This is a genomic window from Parasynechococcus marenigrum WH 8102 (assembly GCF_000195975.1).
In the GTDB taxonomy this organism is placed as follows: Bacteria; Cyanobacteriota; Cyanobacteriia; order PCC-6307; family Cyanobiaceae; genus Parasynechococcus; species Parasynechococcus marisnigri.
The window spans coordinates 1,849,168-1,870,000 of sequence record NC_005070.1; the positions used below are offsets into that span (position 1 = coordinate 1,849,168).

Consider the following 20,833-nt stretch of genomic DNA (forward strand, 5'->3'; position numbering starts at 1 on the left):
CCAGCCGATCTCGCGCTCACCCCTAAGCATCCACTGATCAGTCTTCGACAGCCTTCTGAGCGATAGCTGCAGACACTCAGAAGTTCATTTGACCTGAGAGCCATAGCTCGTGCCACATCGCAGCAGGAGACGAGCTCAGTGCCAAAAAGCAAGTCGTAAAGATGGCTCCGGTGGTCAAGCCAACGCCCATCACGATCAGCGCAGTCAGTCCCTGCTCGTCGGTCAGCGGACGGTTGTCTAAGAAACGGCGCTTCGCCATTGGCTGGATATCGCTGTTTACGTTCTGCCAATCGAACCAGCTGAGTGGCAACAGGCCATTGCACTCATACTGCAACTTCTAGGCACGTCCTTCTCACAATCGGCTGATTGCTCTTCTGAGGCAATGCGCCTTAATGCCGATAACTTTGTGCCCTCAAGGCACACAAACTGAGTTCAATGCGATCGGAGGCGCCATAAAAGACGAAACTCCACCCCAGCAGATCGCAGTAGCTGACTGACTTTCTGGCCCCTGCTCCAACAGTCTCAAAAATGACCTGCGTTGGTCCTTTGGTAGGCACGCATTGGTCCGCCACGCCATTCGACGCTCCGCTTGCACCGTTTCAGGTGCCCTAGGAGAAAATGATCCTTCCATTAGAGCAAATGGCCCCAGGGCGCCTTTAGCCAAAAGCTTCGACCCTCTTTCTTCAGAAATGATGGGTTGAACCATGCACAAGCGAGCGAGCGAGGCCGTCTTTCCACCGGGAAGGACGGCCTTCCGCTTGTTCAGGGTCAGTCACCGCTTCGATCTCAGTGAAGGGGCATGAAACCTAGTTGAGCATTCAGGACACCATCGAAAGATCCGATCCGTCATCAATTTGAAGATGTGTCCTCAGGCAGGTGGTGACGCATGTCCCATCATCGAGGTCGCACTCACTGATGCAGACAAAGTATTCATCTAGTGCCTCCCATCGTTCAGTAATGGATAGATGCTCGTGTTCATTTTTGAGTGAATACAACTGTTTGTCCCAAGTGAGGCATTCTTACCAGCACTTTTCGCGCCAGGTCAATTTATATATTACAGAAAATAAAATACCTAGGGAGATGTTCTTAAGTGCTAATACTTAGTTCCTTTGACCCCTCAAGGGAGTTTTCGCCTATGTAACGGAATGAGTAAAGTACCTATTGATCTAGGAGTGGAAAGGAGTAGAGATAAGTCAGCGACAAGGAGAAAGATGGTCACGATCTGTTCAGGTTTTTTCGATCTGTGCATTCCCCTCAATGCATTTGACAAGACGCAGCCAGAGCAAGCTGATGAACCCAATCAAGCGATGAAATCTCAGCACGATCTGTACTGGGAGGAGCGTTGCGACAGGTCCCCCACTGCGCCTGGATGCAAGATCTACGACTGAGCACAGCAAGTCTCAGCTGACGTCATCAAGGCAACGCAATCGGTTCTCTTTGGTTCAAACAACAAGTCCTGACTGACTTGCCCACAATTGTTGTTGACATCCACTGATCACCCCGCGTCTTAATTGCGGGGTGAAATGAATCTGCAGCGGGAATTTATACAAATCACGACCTTGATGGCTTTTAACACCAATTGATCAATCAATGGTGAGATTTAATGAAAGACAAAATCGTCGTTCTCGACACGAATGTTCTGCTTCACGATCCTGAGGCTCCACACCGCTTTGGAGATCTGAGGGTTGTGATCCCAATGCAAGTGGTTGAGGAAATTGATCGCTTTAAAAAAGATCACTCTGAAAAAGGCCGAAACGCCCGGCGAATTTCAAGACTCCTGGATTCCTATCGAGACCGCGGATGCCTTGCCGATGGTGTTCCCATTGAGGGCACGAATCACGGCCTGCTTCAGGTAATTTTCTGTCAGGCCCATGCTCTTGACGCCTTACCGGCAGAGCTTCAGGGGGGCGGCGGCGACAACAACATCCTCGCAGTGGCCCTTGAGCAGCTGCGGCGCGGTGGGCTGAAACAGGCCCCGGAGGTTGTGCTGATCAGCAAAGACATCAACCTGAGAATCAAGGCCGACGCGGTAGGCCTGCAAGCCGAGGACTACGTCAATGACAACGTCTCGATTGATGACCTCTATGCAGGGTTCCGGGAACTCAGCACTGATGCAGTGACGATCTCGAGTCTGCATGACGAGGGTCAGCTCCCTCTGGACGCTGTCACCGATCCAGAGGGGCAGCACCCACAGGCAAATGAAGGCGTGGTGCTGGTGGATGAGCGCAACGACAGCCGCACCTTGCTTGCCCGGCGTCAAGGAAACAGCAACTCACTTAAACCACTTGACTGGCTGAATCGTGCCCATTTGGGACGGATCAAGGCGAGAAATCGGGAGCAAAGTTTTGCGCTGGATTTGCTGCTCGATCCATCCGTTGCTCTGGTGACCCTAGTGGGCAAGGCAGGCACAGGCAAAACGCTGCTGGCCATTGCCGCTGGTTTGCACCAGGTGGCCGACACCCATCACTACGCCCGTCTGCTGGTGACACGTCCGCCAATCTCCCTCGGCAAAGACATTGGCTACCTGCCTGGAACGCTTGAAGAGAAACTTGGGCCTTGGATGAAGCCGATCATCGACAACATCGACTTCATCACCGGCTCTTCTCCCGGCGAGGACTCTGAGCAGAAGAAGAAGCAGCGGCACCGCGAACCACGCAACGCCTGGGCTGATCTGCAAGGCATGGGTTTGTTGGAGGTTGAAGCGATAAACACCATCCGCGGGCGCTCAATTCCCCAACAGTTTCTGGTGGTGGATGAAGCGCAAAACCTGACGCCCTTGGAAGTGAAGACGATCGTCACGCGGGTGGGTGAAGGAACCAAGGTTGTCTTTACCGGTGATCCGTATCAAATCGACAACCCATACGTGGATGCCGAAAGCAACGGGCTCACATGGCTGGTGGAAAAGCTCAAAGATCAGCCTCTGGTAGGACACATGACCCTCACCAAAGGAGAGCGCAGTGAACTGGCTGAACTAGCCGCCAACATCCTCTGAGGCAAGACAACACCATCGTTATTAATGACTGTTGAACAAATGACTCAATTTCCAGAAACCTCAACACCTGAGCAAGCCAATCTGGATGCCATTCTGAATTCACCTACTTACAGAATTGCCCATGAAGATCCCGAGTTGATGAACAGCAATGTCATGCGTGGTGTGCGCATGCTGCTTGAAATCACCAAGCCGGATCTGCATCTGGAGACAGCCGGGATAGAATCGACGATCATTGTCTTTGGTGGTGCCAGGATCGTCGACAGAGACACCGCTCATCAGCGGCTAAAAGATGCAGAGAAAAATTTTAACCAAGATCCAAATTCATCAACTCTAAAGAGGAAAGTGATTAATGCTCAGCACTTAATTGAACTTTCTCGTTTTTATGACGCCGCTCGACAATTTGCCTACTTGGCGTCCCAGCATGGTCAGGCCAGCAAGGGGCAAGGCCATGGCTGCGCATCTCATGTAATCGTGACTGGTGGTGGTCCCGGAATCATGGAAGCTGCCAACCGTGGCGCATTTGATGCAGGATGCCGATCAATCGGACTCAACATCACACTTCCCTTTGAACAACACCCCAATCCCTACATCACACCAGATCTTTGCTTCAAATTCAATTATTTCTCACTCCGCAAATTTCACTTTGTGATGCGCTCTGTGGGAGCTATTTTATTTCCAGGAGGTTTTGGCACGCTTGATGAACTGTTTGAGTTGCTGACCTTGCGGCAAGTTGGAACTAAAGGACGCATGCCAATTGTGTTATTTGGAACAGAGTTCTGGACGAAGCTTGTGGACTTCGACTACCTCGCCGAATCAGGCTTAATTTCAAATGATGACCTAGCTCTAATTCGTTTTTCGGATACTGCCGAGGAAGCCTGGGAATATATACAAAGCAGCACTGAGCCAGTCCGCGGGCAATGAAGAAACAATGCCATTAATTGATATCGATTTGGTTGCTATTATGTGCTTGACTCGTAGAGGTATGTAAAGCGATCAACAAGAGAGTCCAACCTATTCCTTTCATGGGTGGTCTGGTCTCTCAACCATTACCACATCACATGTTTAAAGATGCGTAAGCCCGCGACATAGGCCTTCTTTTCACCAGGAAGAGCGGCCTTCCTCTTTAGGAAGTTACGAACAATAGGGCCATCCTCCTGCAAGTTAGTCTTATTAAACCTGGGTTGTTTGGCACTCAAGTCCGCCGTGAAGCCTTGGTACGGATAGTACGAAAAATATTGCGACAAAAACCATCGGGTAGCTGTCTTCTGCTTACTAGTTTTGATGCATCTACAGTTGTTTGATGAACTTCCGAGTGCGCCTAAGAAGCAGATCCGACTACGAATATGCAATTCTCTGGGAGAACGTTCGAGTCGAATATTTTACTAGTGTTGGTGATCAACAGCGGGCTGATCAATGCAAGAAATACTCGCAGGAGTTGGAGTGGCGCTTGGCCATGCTTCCATCGGCTGATCAGCTTGAAAAAAGCTCAAGTGATCCGCTAGCAGATTCCGGATGGATGCCTTCTGAGGAAATACCTAATTTCACTCAATAACAACAGTAAGCGCCGTATCTTAGCTCTTTACCCCTGATAAACTACTGAAAAAACGCTCCTGAGGACCCTAAATCTGGTGAAATTTTTGCGTGAGGTTTAATCCCCTCAGACTTGTTCCTGTCAGGTGAGTAAAAAAAAGAAACTGGAGATAAGACTTCTGCTTTTTGGAGTGGTGGCTTGTCTATGCCAGACACAACAGAGCTTCTGACATTTCACTGAGTTCTGCACACGTGTCTGGCTGGAATGATTGCGCCTGCCGCGCCAACAAACAGGCGCTAAGCGAAGCTATCTGTCGCAACTCGCCGGCTAACGCCGGCTTTGAGCGTGGGTGTTCTTTCTGGAATCAACCCAGATGACATTCACTCCTGTTCCTGTCCTTCGTAACGGGCAGCTAGAAAGATTGGCCCAAGACTGCCCAGGCTTCTCGGACGAAGAGGAACGACTGATCCATGACGATCGCAAAACGATCTTCATCGCAGGCGCTAGTGCAGCATCCCAGGGCCGTGCGGCTTACTGCCTCGGCGATAAGGGCGAACGTGTCTGGCTTCCTAACTGCCTGACATGTTTCCTCAATCGGATCGACATCACCACCCAGCAATACGAGCGCTTCGACCCACGGGAGATGCTCATCGTCCACACCACCTCCATCAATGGCGAGTGCTGGAGCTACCGCACAGGCTTTGACAGCCACGCTGCAAGTTCACTACTGAGCTGCATCAAGGCCATGTCTCCTGCCCAACTGGCGGAGCGGGTGCAGCTAACGCTGGTTCCGAAAGGACGAGCAACGTTCATCAACATGAGCACCATCTCCTCAGACCAAACCGGCTACTGCCGTGTGCGGGTTCCTGATGCAGATGTCGGGAGAAAGCTTGGCTACTCCGAGCAACTTGACATCATTTCCTACTTTCATCTCTCACAGACCAAGGCCCAAGCAGCTCTGACTGCAACTCCTGCGGTTGCAGCTGAGCTTGAGCCAACGCCTGTCGAGGCTGAAGTCATAGAGGCAATGGCGAAGCCCAAACGACCAAGGCGTAAGTCCAAAGCACCGGCTGAGAGACAAGTCTGAATCAAAGGCCCCATCAGAGCAGGGGCCTTTCCCCTGGGTTGGCGCTGACCGTCTCCCAGCGCTTGAGCGAACGAACCTCCTAGAGCTACTGAATTGCTTAAGAAACAAGCCTGGCTTCGCGGCTACTAAGCGCGTAGCTTAATTCGGTAGCAGATGCTACTAATCGTTCACTCCGTTATCGCGGAGCGCAGTCAAGCCAGGCCATGGAACGGGGACCTGGATTTCTTCGAGGAACACCCAATGACAACCCTTCTGTATCGCGGCAACGAGTACGTCCAGCAGAACAAGGCTGCTGAAACATCCCCTGTGCAGCTGACCTACCGTCGCAACGTTTACCAGGGGCGCCTGAACGAGGCCGCTCTTCATAACGTTGCCCTCACTGGCGTTCAGCTCACCTACCGCGGCGTTTCTTACACACGCTGATTTGGTAGCAGCACTCACAGTCAGCGGCTCTGGTGCTGGGGCTTAATAGGCCCAGCACCAATGACTGGTTTGGACTTAGTCGCTCAGAGCTCTCCCAAAGGAATGCTTGCTGTAAGCCCTGCAAGCGTCCATGGCATGCTCTGGCTTCAAACACACTTCTCGAAAGAAAGCTGGGAAGCTTTGGCTCGTGGCCAAGCTGTTTTCAGTCAAGATTGTGTTGATGAACTCCTCAACGACGCAAGAAGCGCAGGCCTGAAGATTGACGCTTCTACCATTCTTTCCTGAGAAGGTTGAAAATCCTAGATGCATTAAAGCCCATGCAGATGCAGGGGCTCTTTTGTTTATTAAAATGTGAAAGTTGCCAGCCTAAGGTGATTGTCAAATCCAAGCCCGACGACCTAAATAGCCGCTAATAGCTGCGCTCAGAAACAATTGTCCATCGATCAAGTGACCGAGCCAAGCAACAACAAACACGCCCTTGGATAAAGTTTATTTGCGATGTAACGAGCGAGCATCGTGCGGTGTAACGAGTCCAACCTCAGGGGCAGTCCGAAGCAAAACGTCAGTATTTACAAGGGTTTTGGCGGATGCAGTTCAACACTTAAGGGCCGACAAGGGCTTTTATCCCTGCAGATGCACCACTGCAGATTGCGGCTCTAGAGCTTGTCCATCGCAGGCGCCACAACTCCAGATTCTGGAAATCCCAGGATCAATCTGCAGCGAGGTCGTGGTGCTGCGGTTAACCCAGACGCTTAAACCGCCAGGGGTGCTTCCCAGCAGTCCGTCGCGTCCGATCGGCTCCCACTTCAGATCGCCGCGAATGAGATTGGGTTGATTTCGCCGGAGATCAGCCAAGGCCGCAATGGTTGAGCTCAGATCCGCAGGCCAGGGTTCACCCCAGGGAAAGGCTTCACGACAGGCGGGTTCCGGGCCACCGCACAATCCAGATTCGGTGCCGTAGTACACGCATGGGGCCCCTTGCTGCAGAAAGATCAGCAGCAGGGCGAGCTTCAGAGCCTTCACATCTCCATCGAGGCTGTGGAGTGCCCGAGGAACATCGTGGCTATCGAGCAGGTTCATCTGAGCTCGATTCACGGCTGGGCGGTACCAACCGGACGTGGTGCTCCAGATTTCGATCAAATCCTCGCTACTGAGGGGATTCAGTGGGTACTCCGGATTGCGGTATCCCTGCCTCAACCGATCTCCTGCCACCCAGCCGAGGCTGCTCCAGCCGAGGCGGTAATTCATCACCCCATCAAAGTGCTCGCCCCGCAGCCACTCCCGGGCATCACCCCAGATCTCACCCACGATCCAGGCGTCAGGGTTGACCTCCCGCACCACGCGACGGAAATCCACCCAGAACTCGGCTGGCACTTCCGCGGGCACATCCAGACGCCAACCATCGATGCCCCGTTCCAGCCAGAAACGACCCACCTCCAACAGATGGTCCCGCACTGCGGGATTGGCATGGTTGAACTTGGGCAGATCAGGCACAGCCCACCAGCAATCGTAGCCGCAGTCCTCGCCCTCGGCCGGATACGGCTTTACAGGCCAGCGGTGCACATTGAACCAATCCCGGTAGGGGGAGTCCTGGCCGTTTTCCACCAGGTGATGAAAGGCCCAGAAGCCACGGCCGCAGTGGTTGAACACACCATCGAGCACCAGCCGCATGCCCCGCTGGTGTAAGGCTGCGATCAACGTATCCAGAGCGTCATTCCCCCCCAGCAGGGGATCCACCTCGAAATAGTCGTAGGCGTGATAGCGGTGATTGGCGGCGGAGCTGAAGATCGGCGTGAGGTACAGGCAGCTGATGCCCATGGCCTGCAGCTGATCCAACGCCTCGATCACCCCGTAGAGATCCCCCCCTTGAAAGCCCTGCTCACGGGGATCACTGCCCCAGGGCTTCAGCTCAAGATGTTGCTGAGCCTTCACCTGACCACTGCGGCGGAATCGATCCGGAAAGATCTGATACACCACGGCATCCGCCACCCAGGCCGGTGGGTCGTGGAAGGGCGTGGAGGACGCCATGGCCTTTCCAGGAAGCAATCCCCTCGCTAGCAGGGAAGAAACGAGTCGGCCATGGCAGATCAGCCTCTCCTGTTGGCGCTGGATCAAGGCACCAGCAGTTCCCGAGCAGCGGTGTTTGACGCCAAGGGCGACCTTGTGGCCAGTGCGACGGCGCCCCTACCAATCCAATACCCCGCCGATGGCTGGGTGGAACAACACCCCGGCGACATCTGGAACAGCCAAAGGCAGGCACTGCAGGATCTGCACCAACAGCTCGATGAGGAGCAACGTCGGGCCGTGGTGAGCTGCGGCATCACCAATCAACGCGAAACCACGGTGCTCTGGCGTCGCAGCAGCGGCAGCCCCTGCGGACCGGCCCTGGTCTGGCAGGACGGCCGTACAGCAGACATCTGCCAAGCCTGGAAAGCAGACGGCCTCGAATCCGCGTGGTGCCAGCGCACCGGCTTGCTGCTGGATCCGTACTTCAGCGCCAGCAAGATCCGTTGGATGCTCGAGCATCACCCCGAGGCGGCAGCCGCTGCGGCCCAGGGCGATCTGTGCTTCGGCACGGTGGAGTCGTGGCTGCTCTGGAACCTCACGGGAGGACAGCGCCACGGCAGTGACATGAGCAATGCCAGCCGCACGCTGCTGATGGATCTCGAGCAGCGCTGTTGGATGGATGAATTCCGCGAACAGACGGGTCTTCCTGCGAACGCTCTACCGGAGCTGTTGCCCTGTCGTGGGGAGTTCGGCCACATCGCAGCGAAGCTTCCCTTCGCCGGATTGCCCATCCAGGCCCTCCTCGGTGATCAACAGGCCGCGACCCTTGGTCAGCTCTGTCTGCAGCCTGGCGAAGCCAAATGCACCTATGGCACTGGGGCCTTTCTGGTGATCAATACCGGCGACAGCATCCGCCGCTCCAGCGACGGTCTACTCAGCACCCTTGGCTGGACCGATGCCAGCGGCACACCCACCTACTGCCTGGAGGGCAGCCTGTTCAATGCAGGAACTGTGGTGCAGTGGCTGAGGGACGGCTTGCAGATCATCGAGCAGGCTGATGAGGTGAATGCCCTGGCGCAATCGGTGCCGGACAGCGGCGGGGTGATGCTGGTGCCCGCCTTCACCGGTTGGGGGACCCCCCACTGGGACCCCCAGGCCCGCGGTGTGCTGGTGGGGCTCACGCGGGACAGCAACCGCGGCCACATCGCCCGAGCCGCCCTGGAGGGCATCGCCCTGTCGGTGGCCACCCTGGTGGAGCTGGCGGGAGAGGCCCTCGGGCGTGGCCTGGGGGAACTGGCGGTGGATGGGGGGGCTGCCGCCTCCGATCCCTTGTTGCAGGCGCAGGCGGACAGCACCGGCCTGACGGTGCGCCGCCCCCGGAACCTGGAAAGCACAGCCCGCGGCATCGCTCTGTTTGCCGGTGTGCAATGCGGCCTGATCCCCGACCTGTCCGCCATCGCCGCCCACCGGCAGGACGATGTACAGCGCTTCGAACCGCAGATCAACACCGAGCGGCGCAGGCTTCAACGTGACCGCTGGAATGACGCCGTGAACCGCAGCCTGGGCTGGCATGGCTGATCACAACGTTGACCTACTGGTGATCGGTGCCGGTGCCAGCGGTGCTTCGGTGGCCATGGAGGCCGTGCGCCGGGGACTGACGGTGGCGTTGCTGGATGCCGGCGACATCGGCGGTGGCACCAGCTGCCGCAGCACCAAGCTTCTCCATGGCGGAGTCCGCTACCTGGAACTGGCGTTCAAGACCTTCGACCTGGCCCAGCTGCAGCTCGTCCGAGAAGCACTGCTGGAGCGTGGTCACTGGCTGGAGCAGGCGCCGTTTCTTGCCCACCGGCTTGAGCTGGTGTTGCCCACAGACACGCTGTGGGGTCAGCTGTACTACCAGGCTGGGCTGGGTCTCTACGACCTACTGGCCGGCCAGCAACGCATCGGTCGCAGCCGTGGCATCAGCCGTGACGCCTTGCAGGAGTCCCTGCCGATGCTGAAACCCGGCCGAGGAGGGGTCGCCTACAGCGATGGGCAGTTCGATGACGCCCGGTTGAATCTGCTGCTGGCACGCACCGCCGAACAGGGAGGAGCCAGCCTGCGCACCCGCTGCCGAGTGGTGGGATTTGAGCGATCAGCGGATGGGCGTCTGAGCGCTGCCATCAGCGAAACCGACACGGGGATGCAGGAGCACTGGGCCGCTGGCGTGATCGTCAATGCCACCGGAATCCAGGCTGATTCGATCCGCCAACTGGCCGACCCACAAGCAGCCCCGCGCATGCTCACCAGCCGTGGCTGCCACCTTGTGCTGAAGCAGAACCTCTGTCCTGGAGGTCAGGGGCTGCTGGTGCCATCCACCGCGGATGGACGCGTGTTGTTCATGCTGCCGTTCCACGGCCGCACCTTGGTGGGCACAACCGATGCCCCCTGCGCCATCGATGCAGCCACCACCCCCACCAACGAGGAGGAGGCCTACCTGCTTGGCTATGTGCGCCAGTGGTTCCCGGCCGTGTCCGATCCCACGGTGACGAGCCGCTGGGCCGGAGGTCGGCCGTTGCTCCGCCCTGCAGGGGACAGCCTCAACAGCAGCCGCGTAGTGCGGGAGCACGAGGTGGAGCAACTGCCCTGTGGTCTGGTCAGCGTGATGGGGGGGAAGTGGACCACCTGCCGACCCATGGCCGACGACACCCTGCAGGCGGTTGCTGCCCAAATGGGTCGTCCCCTTGGAGCGCCGCAACAACTCAATCTGCTCGGGAGCGCAGACACACCGTCAGAAACGCGACAGCTGCTGATGGAGCAGGCCGGCCAACTGAAGGATCTGCTGCCGGACGGGCCTTTGAGGGATCAGCAGATCACCCATCTGCAGAGCAACCATGGGCTGCAGGCTTTGCCGATGATCAGTCGGGTCGATCCGACTCTGCGCCAACCGCTCAGCAGCGTGATCCCCCTCTGCCAGGGAGAGATTGATCACGCCATCCAACGAGAACATTCGCGCAGTGCCAGCGATGTGCTATCCCGGCGCTGCCGGCTTGCCATGGTGGATCTGGCGGAGGCCCGCCGGCTGCAACCCCTGGTGGAGGAGCGACTGGATCAGCTCACGGGCACAGCGGTATCCACCTCGCCGATCAACCACCAGTTGATGCCGTAAGGAGACAGATTCACAAACCATTCGCGGCTGGCCAGCGGGAATTCACAGCCCCACATCACCTCGCGAGTCCGCAAGCCCTCCCAGGCCGTGAGATCCAGGCTGAAGGAGGCTCCGGCGGCCGTGACATTGCCCGCCACCAACACCGTCATGGCCTCAGTCGCGCGGACGTAAACCAAGGCACCGGGATGGCTGCACGGCAACAGCTGCAATGATCCATGGGCGAGGGCCGGCAGCAAACGCCGGCAAGTGAGCATGCGGCGGTGCCAGTTCAGCAAGGAACCCGGCAGCTGTTTCTGTACCTCAACGTTCACGACTCGGTAGTCGTACCCAGGAGCTGTGATCGGCGGAAGCACCAGCAAAGGGTCGGGAGCCGAGGAGAAGCCACCGTTGCGGGCAGGTGTCCAGGCCATGGGTGTGCGGTTCGGATCCCGATCCCGTAACCCCGGCCAATCCCCCATCCCCAGCTCGTCGCCGTAATACAGGCAGGGCATGCCTGGAAGGCTGTAAATCAGTCCGTGAAGCAGTCGGTTGGAGCGGGGGTCGCCATTGAGCAGCGGTGCCAATCGACGGTTGATGCCCCAGTTGAGCCAATGCCCCTGCCCCTGGGGCAAGCCCACCCGGATCGACTGGATCACCTCGTCGGGGATCAGGTGCCCATCCCCCAGCCAGAGCTCGTCGTGGTTGCGGAGCGGCAGGGCCCAGCGCGGGCCATCAACCGCGTGTTCCGCCTCGTTGAGACAGTCCCCGAGCTGGCGAGTGCTGCCGGAGGCCACAGCAGCGAACAGATGGGCTGTGAGCACGAAGTTGAAGGCTCCGTGCAGTTCGTCCTTCGCCAGATAGGGGGCTGCCTCCTGCACGGGTTGGATCGCTTCCCCCAGCAACAGCACCTCTCGTCCCATGGCATCCACACGGGCCCGCAGACGCCGCAGGAAGGCATGGGTCTCCGGCAACCCTTCACACCGGGTGCCCTCCTCCTCAAACAGAAACGGCACCGCATCAAGGCGAAAGCCGTCGACCCCACGCTCCAGCCAGAAGTCAACCACCTCGAGCATGGCCTCCTGCACCCACGGGTTGGCGTAGTTGAGGTCGGGCTGATGGCTCAGGAAACGGTGCAGGTAGTACTGCTCCGCCACTGGGTCCCACTCCCAGTTGGACGCTTCAAAGTGCCGGAACAGCACCGGGGCGTCGCTGTAGCGGGATGGGTCGTCGCTCCAGACGTACACATCCCGTTCAGTGCTGCCCTTGGGGGCCCAGCGGGCTCGCTGGAACCAGGGGTGAAGGTCGCTGGTGTGGTTCAGCACCAGATCGAGAATCACGCGCATGCCCTGGCTGTGGGCTGCCGTCAGAAACCGATGGAACGACGCCAGATCGCCCAGATCAGGGTGAATGTCCTTGAAGTCGGTGATGTCGTAGCCACCATCCCGTAAGGGAGATGGGTACGTGGGTGTCAGCCAGAGCGTCTTCACCCCGAGCCAGCGCAGATAGGGCAAGCGCGAAGCCAGACCCTTGAAATCGCCGATGCCATCACCGTTGCCATCGGCGAAGCTGCGCACGATCAGTTGATAGATGACCGTGCCGGTCCACCACGGCATGGTTTGGCTCATCCCCCGGATGCCGCTGCACCACTGCTAGACCCGACGGGCCTAATCGTCAGCCCTGTGACCCTGTCCATCGACGAACTCCGCCGCATGCAGGACAGCGTGGGGCGTGGTCTCACTCGAGCGGCGACCTGGCGACAGGAGCAACTTCAGCGCCTCAGCGAGCTGGTCGAGCAGCACGAACAGGAGGTGCTGGCAGCCCTGGCAGCGGATCTGGGCAAACCGCCCACCGAGGCCTTCTTCGAAATCGTTGCGCTGCGCCAGGAACTCAAGCTGGCCCAGCGCCAACTGCGCCGATGGATGCGTCCGAGGCGCGTCACGGTGCCTCTGGCCCAGCGCCCTGGCCGAGCGGATGTCATCCCAGAGCCCCTGGGCTGCGTCCTGATCATCGGTCCGTGGAACTATCCCTTCTCGTTGACCCTTCAGCCCCTGATCTGCGCCCTTGCGGCCGGAAACACGGCGGTGCTGAAGCCATCCGAACACGCACCAGCCGTCGCGGCCTTGATCAGCCGTCTGATTGCGGAGCACTTCGAGCCTGAGGTGGTTCGGGTGGACCTGGGGGATGGAGCCGTCGCAGCAGCGCTGGTGGCCCTGCCGTTCGATCACATCTTTTTCACAGGCGGTGGCGCCATCGGCCGCAAGGTGCTCGAGGGGGCCGCTGCCCATCTCACCCCGGTGACACTGGAACTCGGCGGCAAGAGTCCTGCCCTGGTGCTGGAGGGGGCGGATCTGACGGTGAGCGCACGACGGCTGATCTGGGGCAAGGGCCTCAATGCCGGCCAGACCTGCATCGCGCCGGATCACCTGATCGTGCAGCCCGGGCTGAAGGCAGAACTCCTGAAGGCCATGGACTCAGCCCGCACCGAGATGTACGGAACCGCCCCCCTGGCGTCGGAGCAACTGGCCTGCATCGTCAATGACCGCCAATTTCAACGTCTGGAGGCTCTGCTGGACCAGGCGCAACAGGCGGGTCGCGTCCTGATCGGCGGAGAGATCAACCGTGATCAGCGGCGCATCGCTCCCACAGTGATTCGTGTTGACGACCGTCAGGATCCCCTGATGGCCGATGAACTGTTCGGTCCCCTGCTGCCGGTGCTGGAGCTGGCGGACCTCCCTCAGACCCTGGCCGAGATCCGCCAGGGTCCAAAGCCCTTGGCTCTGTACCTCTTTGGAGGCAATGAGGCGCAGCAGCAGCAGGTGCTGGAGACCACCAGTTCCGGTGGGGTCTGCCTCAACGATGTGGTGATGCAGGCAGGCGTGCCGGACCTGCCCTTCGGGGGCGTGGGCGGCAGCGGCATGGGCAGTTACCACGGCCAGGCTGGCTTCGACACCTTCAGCCATGCCAAGGCTGTGCTGCGCCGCCCCTTCCGCCTGGATTTCAAGCTGCGCTACCCCCCTTACGGCATTGATCTCAACCTGTTGAGGCGGCTGGCCGGATGACGTGACGGCAATGCCGAGTTCCCTGCTGCAGCAGTCGCTCTTGAGGGCTGGCGCATCAACTCAGGCACCGTATCGTTCAGGCAATTGCTAGGGATTCATGGGCTTTAAGGGTCTCGCTGGTCTTGTGCTGCTAACGGCCTTTCTCCCGCTGGCGGCCACAGCCGCAACGATCACGGTGCAATCCGGTGAAACGCTTTCGGAGATTGCCCACCGCTACGGGGTCAGTACCCGTCAGCTCATGCGCCTCAACGGACTGCGTTACTCCGATCACATCGAAGCAGGCAGCCGACTTGAAGTCCCCGGTCCACGGGTGAGTGCAGGCCCAGGGCGCCACCGGGTTCAGCCAGGCGACACCCTGGGCGACATCGCTGCCCGCTACCGCGTGAGCAGCAGGGATCTGATGCTCGTGAACGGCCTGCGCAACGCCAACCACGTGGAGGTTGGACAAACACTGAAGCTTCCCAGCAACGCGGTGATCGCTCAAGCCAAGCCGAAGCCGGCCCCGATTCAAGTGACTCCAGGGGCGAGCGAGCACACCGTGGGGCGCGGGCAGACGCTCACCCAGATCGCCAGGGCCTACCAACTGCCAGTGGCCACCCTGATCGATATCAACGCCATCAGCGATCCGAACAAGGTGACCGTTGGCACCAGGCTTTATTTGAAATCCCCGGAGCAACCACTGGCTAGCAGTGGGCCTTCAAACTCCACCACTCCAAACACCACGGTGGTTAAAGAGGTGGTCAAGGCGGAGCCCAAACCCAACGCAAACCCTCAACCCCAACCCACCAGCAGGTCAACGCAAGCCATCACCAAAAGCAAGCCAAAGGCTCAACCGCAACCCACCACGGTCGCCAAAGGTGCTGATTGGCGGACCTATGGCCCACTGCAGGTGGATTGGGCCAACTGGCAGCCAATGGGAGGCAGCCAGGTGGTACCCAGCCTGAATGCTGAAGGCCAGGCTCTCTACCTGGCAGTGAACTGCGACGCAGGAAAGCTGAATGTCACTGGAGCTGACGGCAGCTGGAAGACGTGGGCCTCACCCAAGAGCCGTTTTGAGAAGGATCTGCTCAAGGACCGCTGTCAGGCCAGGGCTTGAATCAAGCAGCAAAATCCAAAGGCCAAGGACGCTCCAGGTAGCGGCGACCGCTGTCCCGCAGCTGCAGTCGCTGGACCCCGTCGTTGCTTTCACGGATGAGCTCTTCTTGCACAAGGCGCCTGGCCAACCAGGTCCAGCGCTCCCCCTGACCGGTTTCGTGGAGGGCCAGATGCTCACCAAGGCGCCGCATGTCGGTTCCATCGAGATCATCCAGATGTGTCAACAGCGTTGTCGCCTGGCGGGACCAATCCTTTCGCTTGGGTGAGGCGGAGCATCGATCACAGCGGCCACAGGGATCCACCAGCTCACCCACCGCCAACAGCAGCGCCTGCTCACGACACATCTCCCCTTCAGCCACCGCCTCCATCCGACGCAACTGCTGCTGAGCCAGATCCAAACGATGCCGCTCATCGGCGGTGGTCCCTTGTCCGGCGGCAGCCTGCATCGCCCAGCCCAGGCTGGTGCGATCCCCTGGGGAGAAGAGCACCAGGCAACGGGCCGGCTGACCATCCCGCCCAGCTCTGCCGGACTCCTGGAGATACCCCTCCGGTGTCGACGGGAGGTCAAGGTGCAACACCAGACCCACATCACCGCGGTCAACCCCCATACCGAAGGCCACCGTGGCCACAAGCACAGGCCTCTCCTGCTCCAGGAACTGCGTCAGTGCGGTCTGACGCGTGGCTGGGTCCAGACCAGCGTGATACGGGGTTGCCTCCACAGACTGGCCCTGCAGGCGCTCAGCCCAATGCTCCACGGAGCGACGGGTGCGGGCGTAGATCAACGTTGCACCACGGGACTGCTCCAGTGCCTCCAGCACCTGCGGCATCGGATCCCGCGGCCGCCGCTGCATGGCATAGCGGAGGTTCTCGCGACGGGCGGAGCTGACCTGCACCAACGGACTGCGCAGGTCGAGCAGCCGCAGGATGTCGGCCCGCACGCGGGGGGCAGCCGTGGCACTGAGCGCCAGCATGGGCACCCCAGGACAGAGGCGGCGGATCAGGCCAAGACGCCGGTAATCAGGCCTGAAATCGTGGCCCCAGGCGCTGATGCAATGGGCTTCATCCACTGCCAGGGCCACGAGGCGTCCCTCAGCGGCATGGGTTTCCAGCAAGCGCTGGGTTGCCTCTCCCTGGAGGCGCTCAGGGGCCAGGTAAAGCAGCCGGAGGCTTTCATCCCGCAGCGCAGCCATCGCCTGCTGGCGCCGGACTGGATCAAGCCCCGCATGGAGGCAGGCTGCGGAGATGCCCCGACGCCGCAGCTGCAGGACCTGGTCCTCCATCAAGGCCACCAGCGGTGAAATGACCACCACCAGGCCCCCTCGGATCAGCGCAGGCAGCTGGTAACAAAGAGATTTCCCCCCTCCGGTGGGCAGCACAGCCAGGGCATCCCGTCCGCTCAGGACGGCTTCCACCACAGGTCTCTGACCTGCCCGGAAGCGAGACCAGCCGAAATGGGTGTGGAGAGCGGTCTCAAGCGAATCCACAACCACCAGATCTAGCGGCCCCAGCGTAACGGCCACAACATCTGGCGTCAGGGCAGCGGTGGTGGCTCCAACTGATCCGGCGCTTCCTCCACCAGCTGCAAGCGCACTTTCTTGCCCCCGGCCAACTCCCCAAGGGACACCCGCAACGTGGCACCACTAAGGGACTGCAAAGCATTCAGCACATCCCTGAGATACGGCGTACTGCTGCCGCTTTCCACCCACAGCCGTTCCTGAAGCCCCCCCAGTCGCCGCCAGGAGGTGTGCAGCTTCAGCACCGCAGCTTCCAGGGCCTGGGCCTGTCCAACGGCATCAGCCAGCAGGCCCAAAGCATCGAGACGCTGCGCTTCCTGCATCGCTTTCTCGAGATCCAGTTCTCCCTGCTGGAACGCCCGGACAGCCACACCGGACTCGGTGGCTTTGGTGATCCAGCGGGCCGTGCTGGTGACGTCCTTGATCCGGTCCAGTTCCGGCTCATCCCGCAGAACCTTGCGCAGATCCTCCTGCTGGGGTTCCGGCAACTTGGCCAGCTCTCGCACCAACGGAGCCACCGCCCTGGGCGGCAACAGATTCTCCTGGGTGCGCTGGCGGATCTCCTCTGGCAGCAGCGGACTGGTGGCTGCAGTGAATTCGTCGGTCAGCCGCCGCACCTGCTTGCGGGTGATGTCCTGTCCTTCATTCGCCGCTTCCGAGATCATCAGCTGAACCTCAGGAGCCGCCTGGGCCGTTTCCATGAAGGCACGCTTGGAGAACTGATTGACGCTGGATTCCTCCAGAACCCCCTCGCTGAACATGGTCTCCGCCGATTCCGCCAGCTGGATCAGTCCGTAGGCACGGGTTTTGCTGATCTCCCGCTCCCGCAACCACTGGAGAAAGCCGGCACCACGGCCCTCGCCACCGCGTTTTTCCCGGTCACGCACCGACTTGAGAATGCGGCCACGCCAGATCTCCGTCTGCAGATCAAAGCGATCGCACACCGCCCAGGCCTGCTCCAGCCGGGCCAGGAACTCCATCGTGCTGATGTCATCGCGGTCAGGATCCGGCAGATCCAGCTGCAACGCGGGGGGGTCAGGCACAACAGAGCTGGTCAAGAGCGATGCACTGGGCAGCGGGACGACATTCTGTGACGCAGGCGGTTCGTGTCCCAGTCCAGGCGATACGCTCGCGATTGCATCCCTTTTATGCCCAGCGATGGCGATCTCCCGCGGAGCCAAGGTGCGCATCAAGCGTCCAGAGTCCTACTGGTTCAATGAAGTCGGCACCGTCGCCTCGATCGACACATCCGGCATCCGCTATCCGGTCGTTGTGCGTTTCGAGAAGGTCAACTACACCGGCATCGATGGCACCGACGGTGGCGTGAACACCAACAACTTCTCAGAAGCTGAGCTCGAGCTGGCCTGAGGCCATTGCCGGAACTCCCTGAGGTCGAGACGGTTCGCCGAGGTCTGGCGGACCGTCTCTCTTTGTTTGAAATTGAACGCGTCGAGGTCTGCCGCTCGCGAGCGATTGCCAGCAGTGGCGGTGTCGCTGCCTTTCTGGTGGGACTGACTGGTGCAAGGGTCGGAACCTGGAGCCGGCGCGGAAAGTACTTGATGGCAGCGCTTGAACCCAACCGCGGGATTTGGGGGGTTCATCTGCGCATGACTGGGCAGTTTCAGTGGATCGAGGAGCCCAGCACTCCCTGCACGCACACCCGCGTGCGCTTCTGGAACGCCAACGGCCACGAACTGCGCTTCGTTGATGTGCGGAGTTTCGGCGAGATGTGGTGGGTCCCTCCCGACGTGGAGCTCACTGTTGGAATCCCGGGGTTGGCGCGGCTGGGACCGGAACCGTTCAGCGAGGCCTTCAGCGCTCCATACCTCAAGCGGCAACTGAAGAACAGCAGCCGCCCGATCAAAACAGCACTTCTGGATCAGGCCCTCGTGGCAGGTGTGGGCAACATTTATGCCGATGAAAGCCTGTTCTCGGCGGGCATCCCCCCGCTGACCCCCGCTGGACGGCTCACGCTTGCCCAGCTTGAGAGGTTGCGCTCATCCCTGGTGGAGGTGCTCACCACCAGCATTGGTGCCGGCGGCACCACCTTCAGTGACTTCCGTGATCTGGAGGGCGTCAACGGCAATTACGGAGGCCAGGCCTGGGTGTATCGCCGAGGGGGAGAACCGTGTCGGCGCTGCGGCACGATCATCCGACGGGACAAGCTGTCGGGACGCAGCACCCATTGGTGCCCGACCTGTCAGGGCTGACGATCCAGGGGGAGGGCTTGCAACGCGTCGCGATAAGGCGGGCGGATCACACCGAACTCTGTGATCAATGCCGTGACCAGATGGGCGGGGGTGATGTCGAAAGCGGGATTCCAGGCCGCTGCGCCAGGTGCCGCCAACCGCTGGCCCCGGTGCTGGGTGATTTCCTCCTGAGGACGTTCTTCGATGGTGATGGCATCACCATCCGATGTGCTGCGGTCCATGCTGCTGCCGGGGGCGCAGACGTAGAAGGGAATGCCGTGGGCGCGGGCCACCAGGGCAAGGTTGTAAGTGCCCACCTTGTTGGCCACATCGCCGTTGGCCGCCACGCGGTCGCACCCCACGAGCACGGCATCGACCTCCTGGCGGCGCATCAGAAGACCGCTGGCACCGTCGACGATCACGGTGCACGGCACACCCAGACATCCCAATTCCCAGGCCGACAGGGCTGCTCCCTGGAGGCGGGGCCGTGTTTCATCCAGCCAGGCGTGGCGAACCACACCCCGAGCATGGCCAGCAGCGATCACCCCCAGTGCGGTTCCAACCCCTGCCGTGGCAATCGCGCCGGTATGGCAGTGATGGAGGACGCGACTGCCTGAAGCGAGAAGACCAACGCCGTGGTCCACAAGGGTCTGCGTGCGGGCGCGATCGTCCGCTTCCAAAGCAGCTGCCACGGCCGCGAGCCCTTGCGGATCCACCGGCTCTTGGGCGGCAGGGGATGCCTTTATCCGGTCCAGAGCCCAGCCGAGATTCACCGCGGTGGGGCGTGAAGACTTCAGCACTGAAACGGCCAGATCGAGATCCTCGTTGGCCTGGGCAGCCAACACGACACCCCATGCCGCCGCCACCCCGATGGCAGGTGCACCCCTCACCGCCATGGTGGCGATGGCTTCTGCCACATCACGCCATTGGTGCAGCTTCAGGAAGCTGACCTCCTCAGGCAGCCGCCGTTGATCCAGCAGTTCCAGATGATCTCCAGTCCATCGAAGGCTGGGGGGAAGCGTCAACGGAGTGCAGCTGCTGTTTCCTGTATAGAAGATGGAGGAGGTGCATCCCTTGGACGACGGCCGCTGCATCAGATCTGAGCTGATCGAAACGACGCGACGCCTGCATCAACGGCGTTGGTGCGATGGCACCGGAGGCAACTTCAGTGTTGTGCTGCAACGGGAACCACGTCGGCTGTTGATGGCCCCGAGCGGTGTGGACAAAGGTCGATTGGAGGTTGATGACCTGATCGTGGTCAATGAGAGCCAAGAGATTGTCGAAGGCAACGGCCGCGTCAGCGCTGAAACTGCCCTGCACTTGGCCGTTGTAAGAGAAACAGGCGCAGGCGCAGTCCTTCACAGCCATTCCATCGCCGCCACGGTGCTGTCGCAAACCCATCAACAGATCGGTCACGTCACCCTTGAAGGATGGGAAATGCAGAAGGGGTTGGAAGGGGTTAACACCCATGCGACCCGTATCAATATCCCCGTTGTAAGCAACAGCCAATCCATGGAGGTTCTGGTGGATGCATTCCTGCCTCACCTTCCCGCCCAATCCCATGGAATCCTTGTGGCAGGCCATGGGTTGTATGCCTGGGGAACAACACTGGCCGACGCCGAGCGTCATCTTGAAATCCTGGAGTTTCTACTTGACGTGCAACTCAACGTGGCCAAAAGCCAGCAACTATGAGCATTACTCATTTGCTTATTGATATCGAAGGAACCACGTGTCCGGTCAGCTTTGTAAGCGAGGTGCTGTTTCCTTATGCCAAGCAATCATTATCCAGCTATCTGAATGACCACCAGG

The 20,833-nt window shown here is 59.7% G+C and carries 20 protein-coding genes (1 of these 20 cut by a window edge); 13 read left to right on the forward strand and 7 right to left on the reverse strand.

From position 1 onward, the window contains the following. Positions 1-76 precede the first annotated feature (76 nt). Complete coding sequence (locus tag TX72_RS09780) at positions 77-310, reverse strand: hypothetical protein (RefSeq protein ID WP_225867695.1); 234 nt, start codon at positions 308-310, stop codon at positions 77-79. Between the two features lie 508 nt (positions 311-818). Next, positions 819-995 (reverse strand): DUF8642 family protein, encoded by a 177-nt coding sequence (locus TX72_RS15025; RefSeq protein WP_524902832.1) that lies wholly within the window; start codon positions 993-995, stop codon positions 819-821. 608 nt (positions 996-1,603) lie between these two features. Here TX72_RS15025 and TX72_RS09785 point away from each other — a divergent pair. The 5 genes from TX72_RS09785 (at position 1,604) to TX72_RS15030 (ending at position 6,318) form a co-directional block, all read left to right on the forward strand. After that, complete coding sequence (locus TX72_RS09785; RefSeq protein ID WP_011128804.1) at positions 1,604-2,992, forward strand: PhoH family protein; 1,389 nt, start codon at positions 1,604-1,606, stop codon at positions 2,990-2,992. Positions 2,993-3,031: 39 nt separating this feature from the next. Beyond that, positions 3,032-3,913 carry an LOG family protein gene (locus tag TX72_RS09790; protein ID WP_042503808.1) on the forward strand — a complete coding sequence of 294 codons (882 nt, stop codon included), beginning with the start codon at positions 3,032-3,034 and terminating at the stop codon, positions 3,911-3,913. 1,031 nt (positions 3,914-4,944) lie between these two features. Beyond that, positions 4,945-5,610, forward strand: a complete 666-nt coding sequence (locus TX72_RS13645; RefSeq protein ID WP_225867696.1) for a hypothetical protein — start codon at positions 4,945-4,947, stop codon at positions 5,608-5,610. Positions 5,611-5,850: 240 nt separating this feature from the next. Next, on the forward strand, positions 5,851-6,033 hold the full coding sequence (locus tag TX72_RS09805) for a DUF4278 domain-containing protein (protein ID WP_011128808.1): 183 nt from the start codon (positions 5,851-5,853) through the stop codon (positions 6,031-6,033). Positions 6,034-6,135: 102 nt separating this feature from the next. Then, complete coding sequence (locus tag TX72_RS15030) at positions 6,136-6,318, forward strand: hypothetical protein (RefSeq protein ID WP_148228874.1); 183 nt, start codon at positions 6,136-6,138, stop codon at positions 6,316-6,318. 336 nt (positions 6,319-6,654) lie between these two features. On the opposite strand, the gene TX72_RS09810 is transcribed toward TX72_RS15030, so the two are convergent. After that, positions 6,655-8,061, reverse strand: a complete 1,407-nt coding sequence (locus TX72_RS09810; protein ID WP_011128810.1) for a glycoside hydrolase family 13 protein — start codon at positions 8,059-8,061, stop codon at positions 6,655-6,657. Between the two features lie 51 nt (positions 8,062-8,112). On the opposite strand from TX72_RS09810, the gene TX72_RS09815 reads away from it, so the two are divergent. Both TX72_RS09815 and TX72_RS09820 read left to right on the forward strand, forming a co-directional pair. Continuing rightward, on the forward strand, positions 8,113-9,618 hold the full coding sequence (locus tag TX72_RS09815; RefSeq protein WP_011128811.1) for a glycerol kinase: 1,506 nt from the start codon (positions 8,113-8,115) through the stop codon (positions 9,616-9,618). Further along, complete coding sequence (locus TX72_RS09820; RefSeq protein WP_011128812.1) at positions 9,611-11,188, forward strand: glycerol-3-phosphate dehydrogenase/oxidase; 1,578 nt, start codon at positions 9,611-9,613, stop codon at positions 11,186-11,188. The genes TX72_RS09815 and TX72_RS09820 overlap by 8 nt, the downstream gene beginning before the upstream one ends. Here the strand turns inward: TX72_RS09820 and TX72_RS09825 are convergent. After that, positions 11,131-12,792 (reverse strand): alpha-amylase family protein, encoded by a 1,662-nt coding sequence (locus TX72_RS09825; RefSeq protein WP_011128813.1) that lies wholly within the window; start codon positions 12,790-12,792, stop codon positions 11,131-11,133. The two genes, TX72_RS09820 and TX72_RS09825, sit on opposite strands and share 58 nt — an antisense overlap. A gap of 84 nt (positions 12,793-12,876) precedes the next feature. Here TX72_RS09825 and TX72_RS09830 point away from each other — a divergent pair, with 84 nt between their 5' ends. Together TX72_RS09830 and TX72_RS09835 are read left to right on the forward strand one after the other, a co-directional pair. Next, the gene (locus TX72_RS09830; RefSeq protein ID WP_173358528.1) at positions 12,877-14,226 is read left to right on the forward strand and encodes an aldehyde dehydrogenase family protein; all 1,350 of its coding nucleotides are present in this window, start codon (positions 12,877-12,879) and stop codon (positions 14,224-14,226) included. 97 nt (positions 14,227-14,323) lie between these two features. Continuing rightward, positions 14,324-15,322 carry a muramidase family protein gene (locus TX72_RS09835; RefSeq protein ID WP_011128815.1) on the forward strand — a complete coding sequence of 333 codons (999 nt, stop codon included), beginning with the start codon at positions 14,324-14,326 and terminating at the stop codon, positions 15,320-15,322. A gap of 1 nt (position 15,323) precedes the next feature. On the opposite strand, the gene TX72_RS09840 is transcribed toward TX72_RS09835, so the two are convergent. Further along, positions 15,324-16,805 carry a RecQ family ATP-dependent DNA helicase gene (locus tag TX72_RS09840; RefSeq protein WP_071820877.1) on the reverse strand — a complete coding sequence of 494 codons (1,482 nt, stop codon included), beginning with the start codon at positions 16,803-16,805 and terminating at the stop codon, positions 15,324-15,326. Between the two features lie 47 nt (positions 16,806-16,852). Further along, positions 16,853-17,893, reverse strand: a complete 1,041-nt coding sequence (locus TX72_RS09845) for a hypothetical protein (protein ID WP_011128817.1) — start codon at positions 17,891-17,893, stop codon at positions 16,853-16,855. 100 nt (positions 17,894-17,993) lie between these two features. On the opposite strand from TX72_RS09845, the gene TX72_RS09850 reads away from it, so the two are divergent. Then, entirely contained in the window at positions 17,994-18,203 is a 210-nt protein-coding gene (locus TX72_RS09850) for a photosystem I reaction center subunit IV (protein WP_011128818.1), read from the forward strand. Between the two features lie 5 nt (positions 18,204-18,208). After that, positions 18,209-19,045, forward strand: coding sequence for a DNA-formamidopyrimidine glycosylase (locus TX72_RS09855; protein WP_011128819.1), 837 nt, complete (start codon positions 18,209-18,211; stop codon positions 19,043-19,045). Here TX72_RS09855 and mtnA read toward each other — a convergent pair. After that, complete coding sequence (mtnA, locus tag TX72_RS09860; RefSeq protein ID WP_042503812.1) at positions 19,036-20,049, reverse strand: S-methyl-5-thioribose-1-phosphate isomerase; 1,014 nt, start codon at positions 20,047-20,049, stop codon at positions 19,036-19,038. The genes TX72_RS09855 and mtnA overlap by 10 nt on opposite strands. Positions 20,050-20,080: 31 nt before the next feature. On the opposite strand from mtnA, the gene mtnB reads away from it, so the two are divergent. Then, positions 20,081-20,716, forward strand: coding sequence for a methylthioribulose 1-phosphate dehydratase (gene mtnB / locus TX72_RS09865; protein WP_011128821.1), 636 nt, complete (start codon positions 20,081-20,083; stop codon positions 20,714-20,716). Next, on the forward strand, positions 20,713-20,833 hold the 5' portion of the coding sequence (gene mtnC, locus TX72_RS09870; RefSeq protein WP_011128822.1) for an acireductone synthase. The gene runs 617 nt beyond the window's last position; the window shows 121 of its 738 coding nt (coding positions 1-121); the start codon lies at positions 20,713-20,715; the stop codon falls past the right edge of the window. Before mtnB ends, mtnC begins: the two co-directional genes overlap by 4 nt.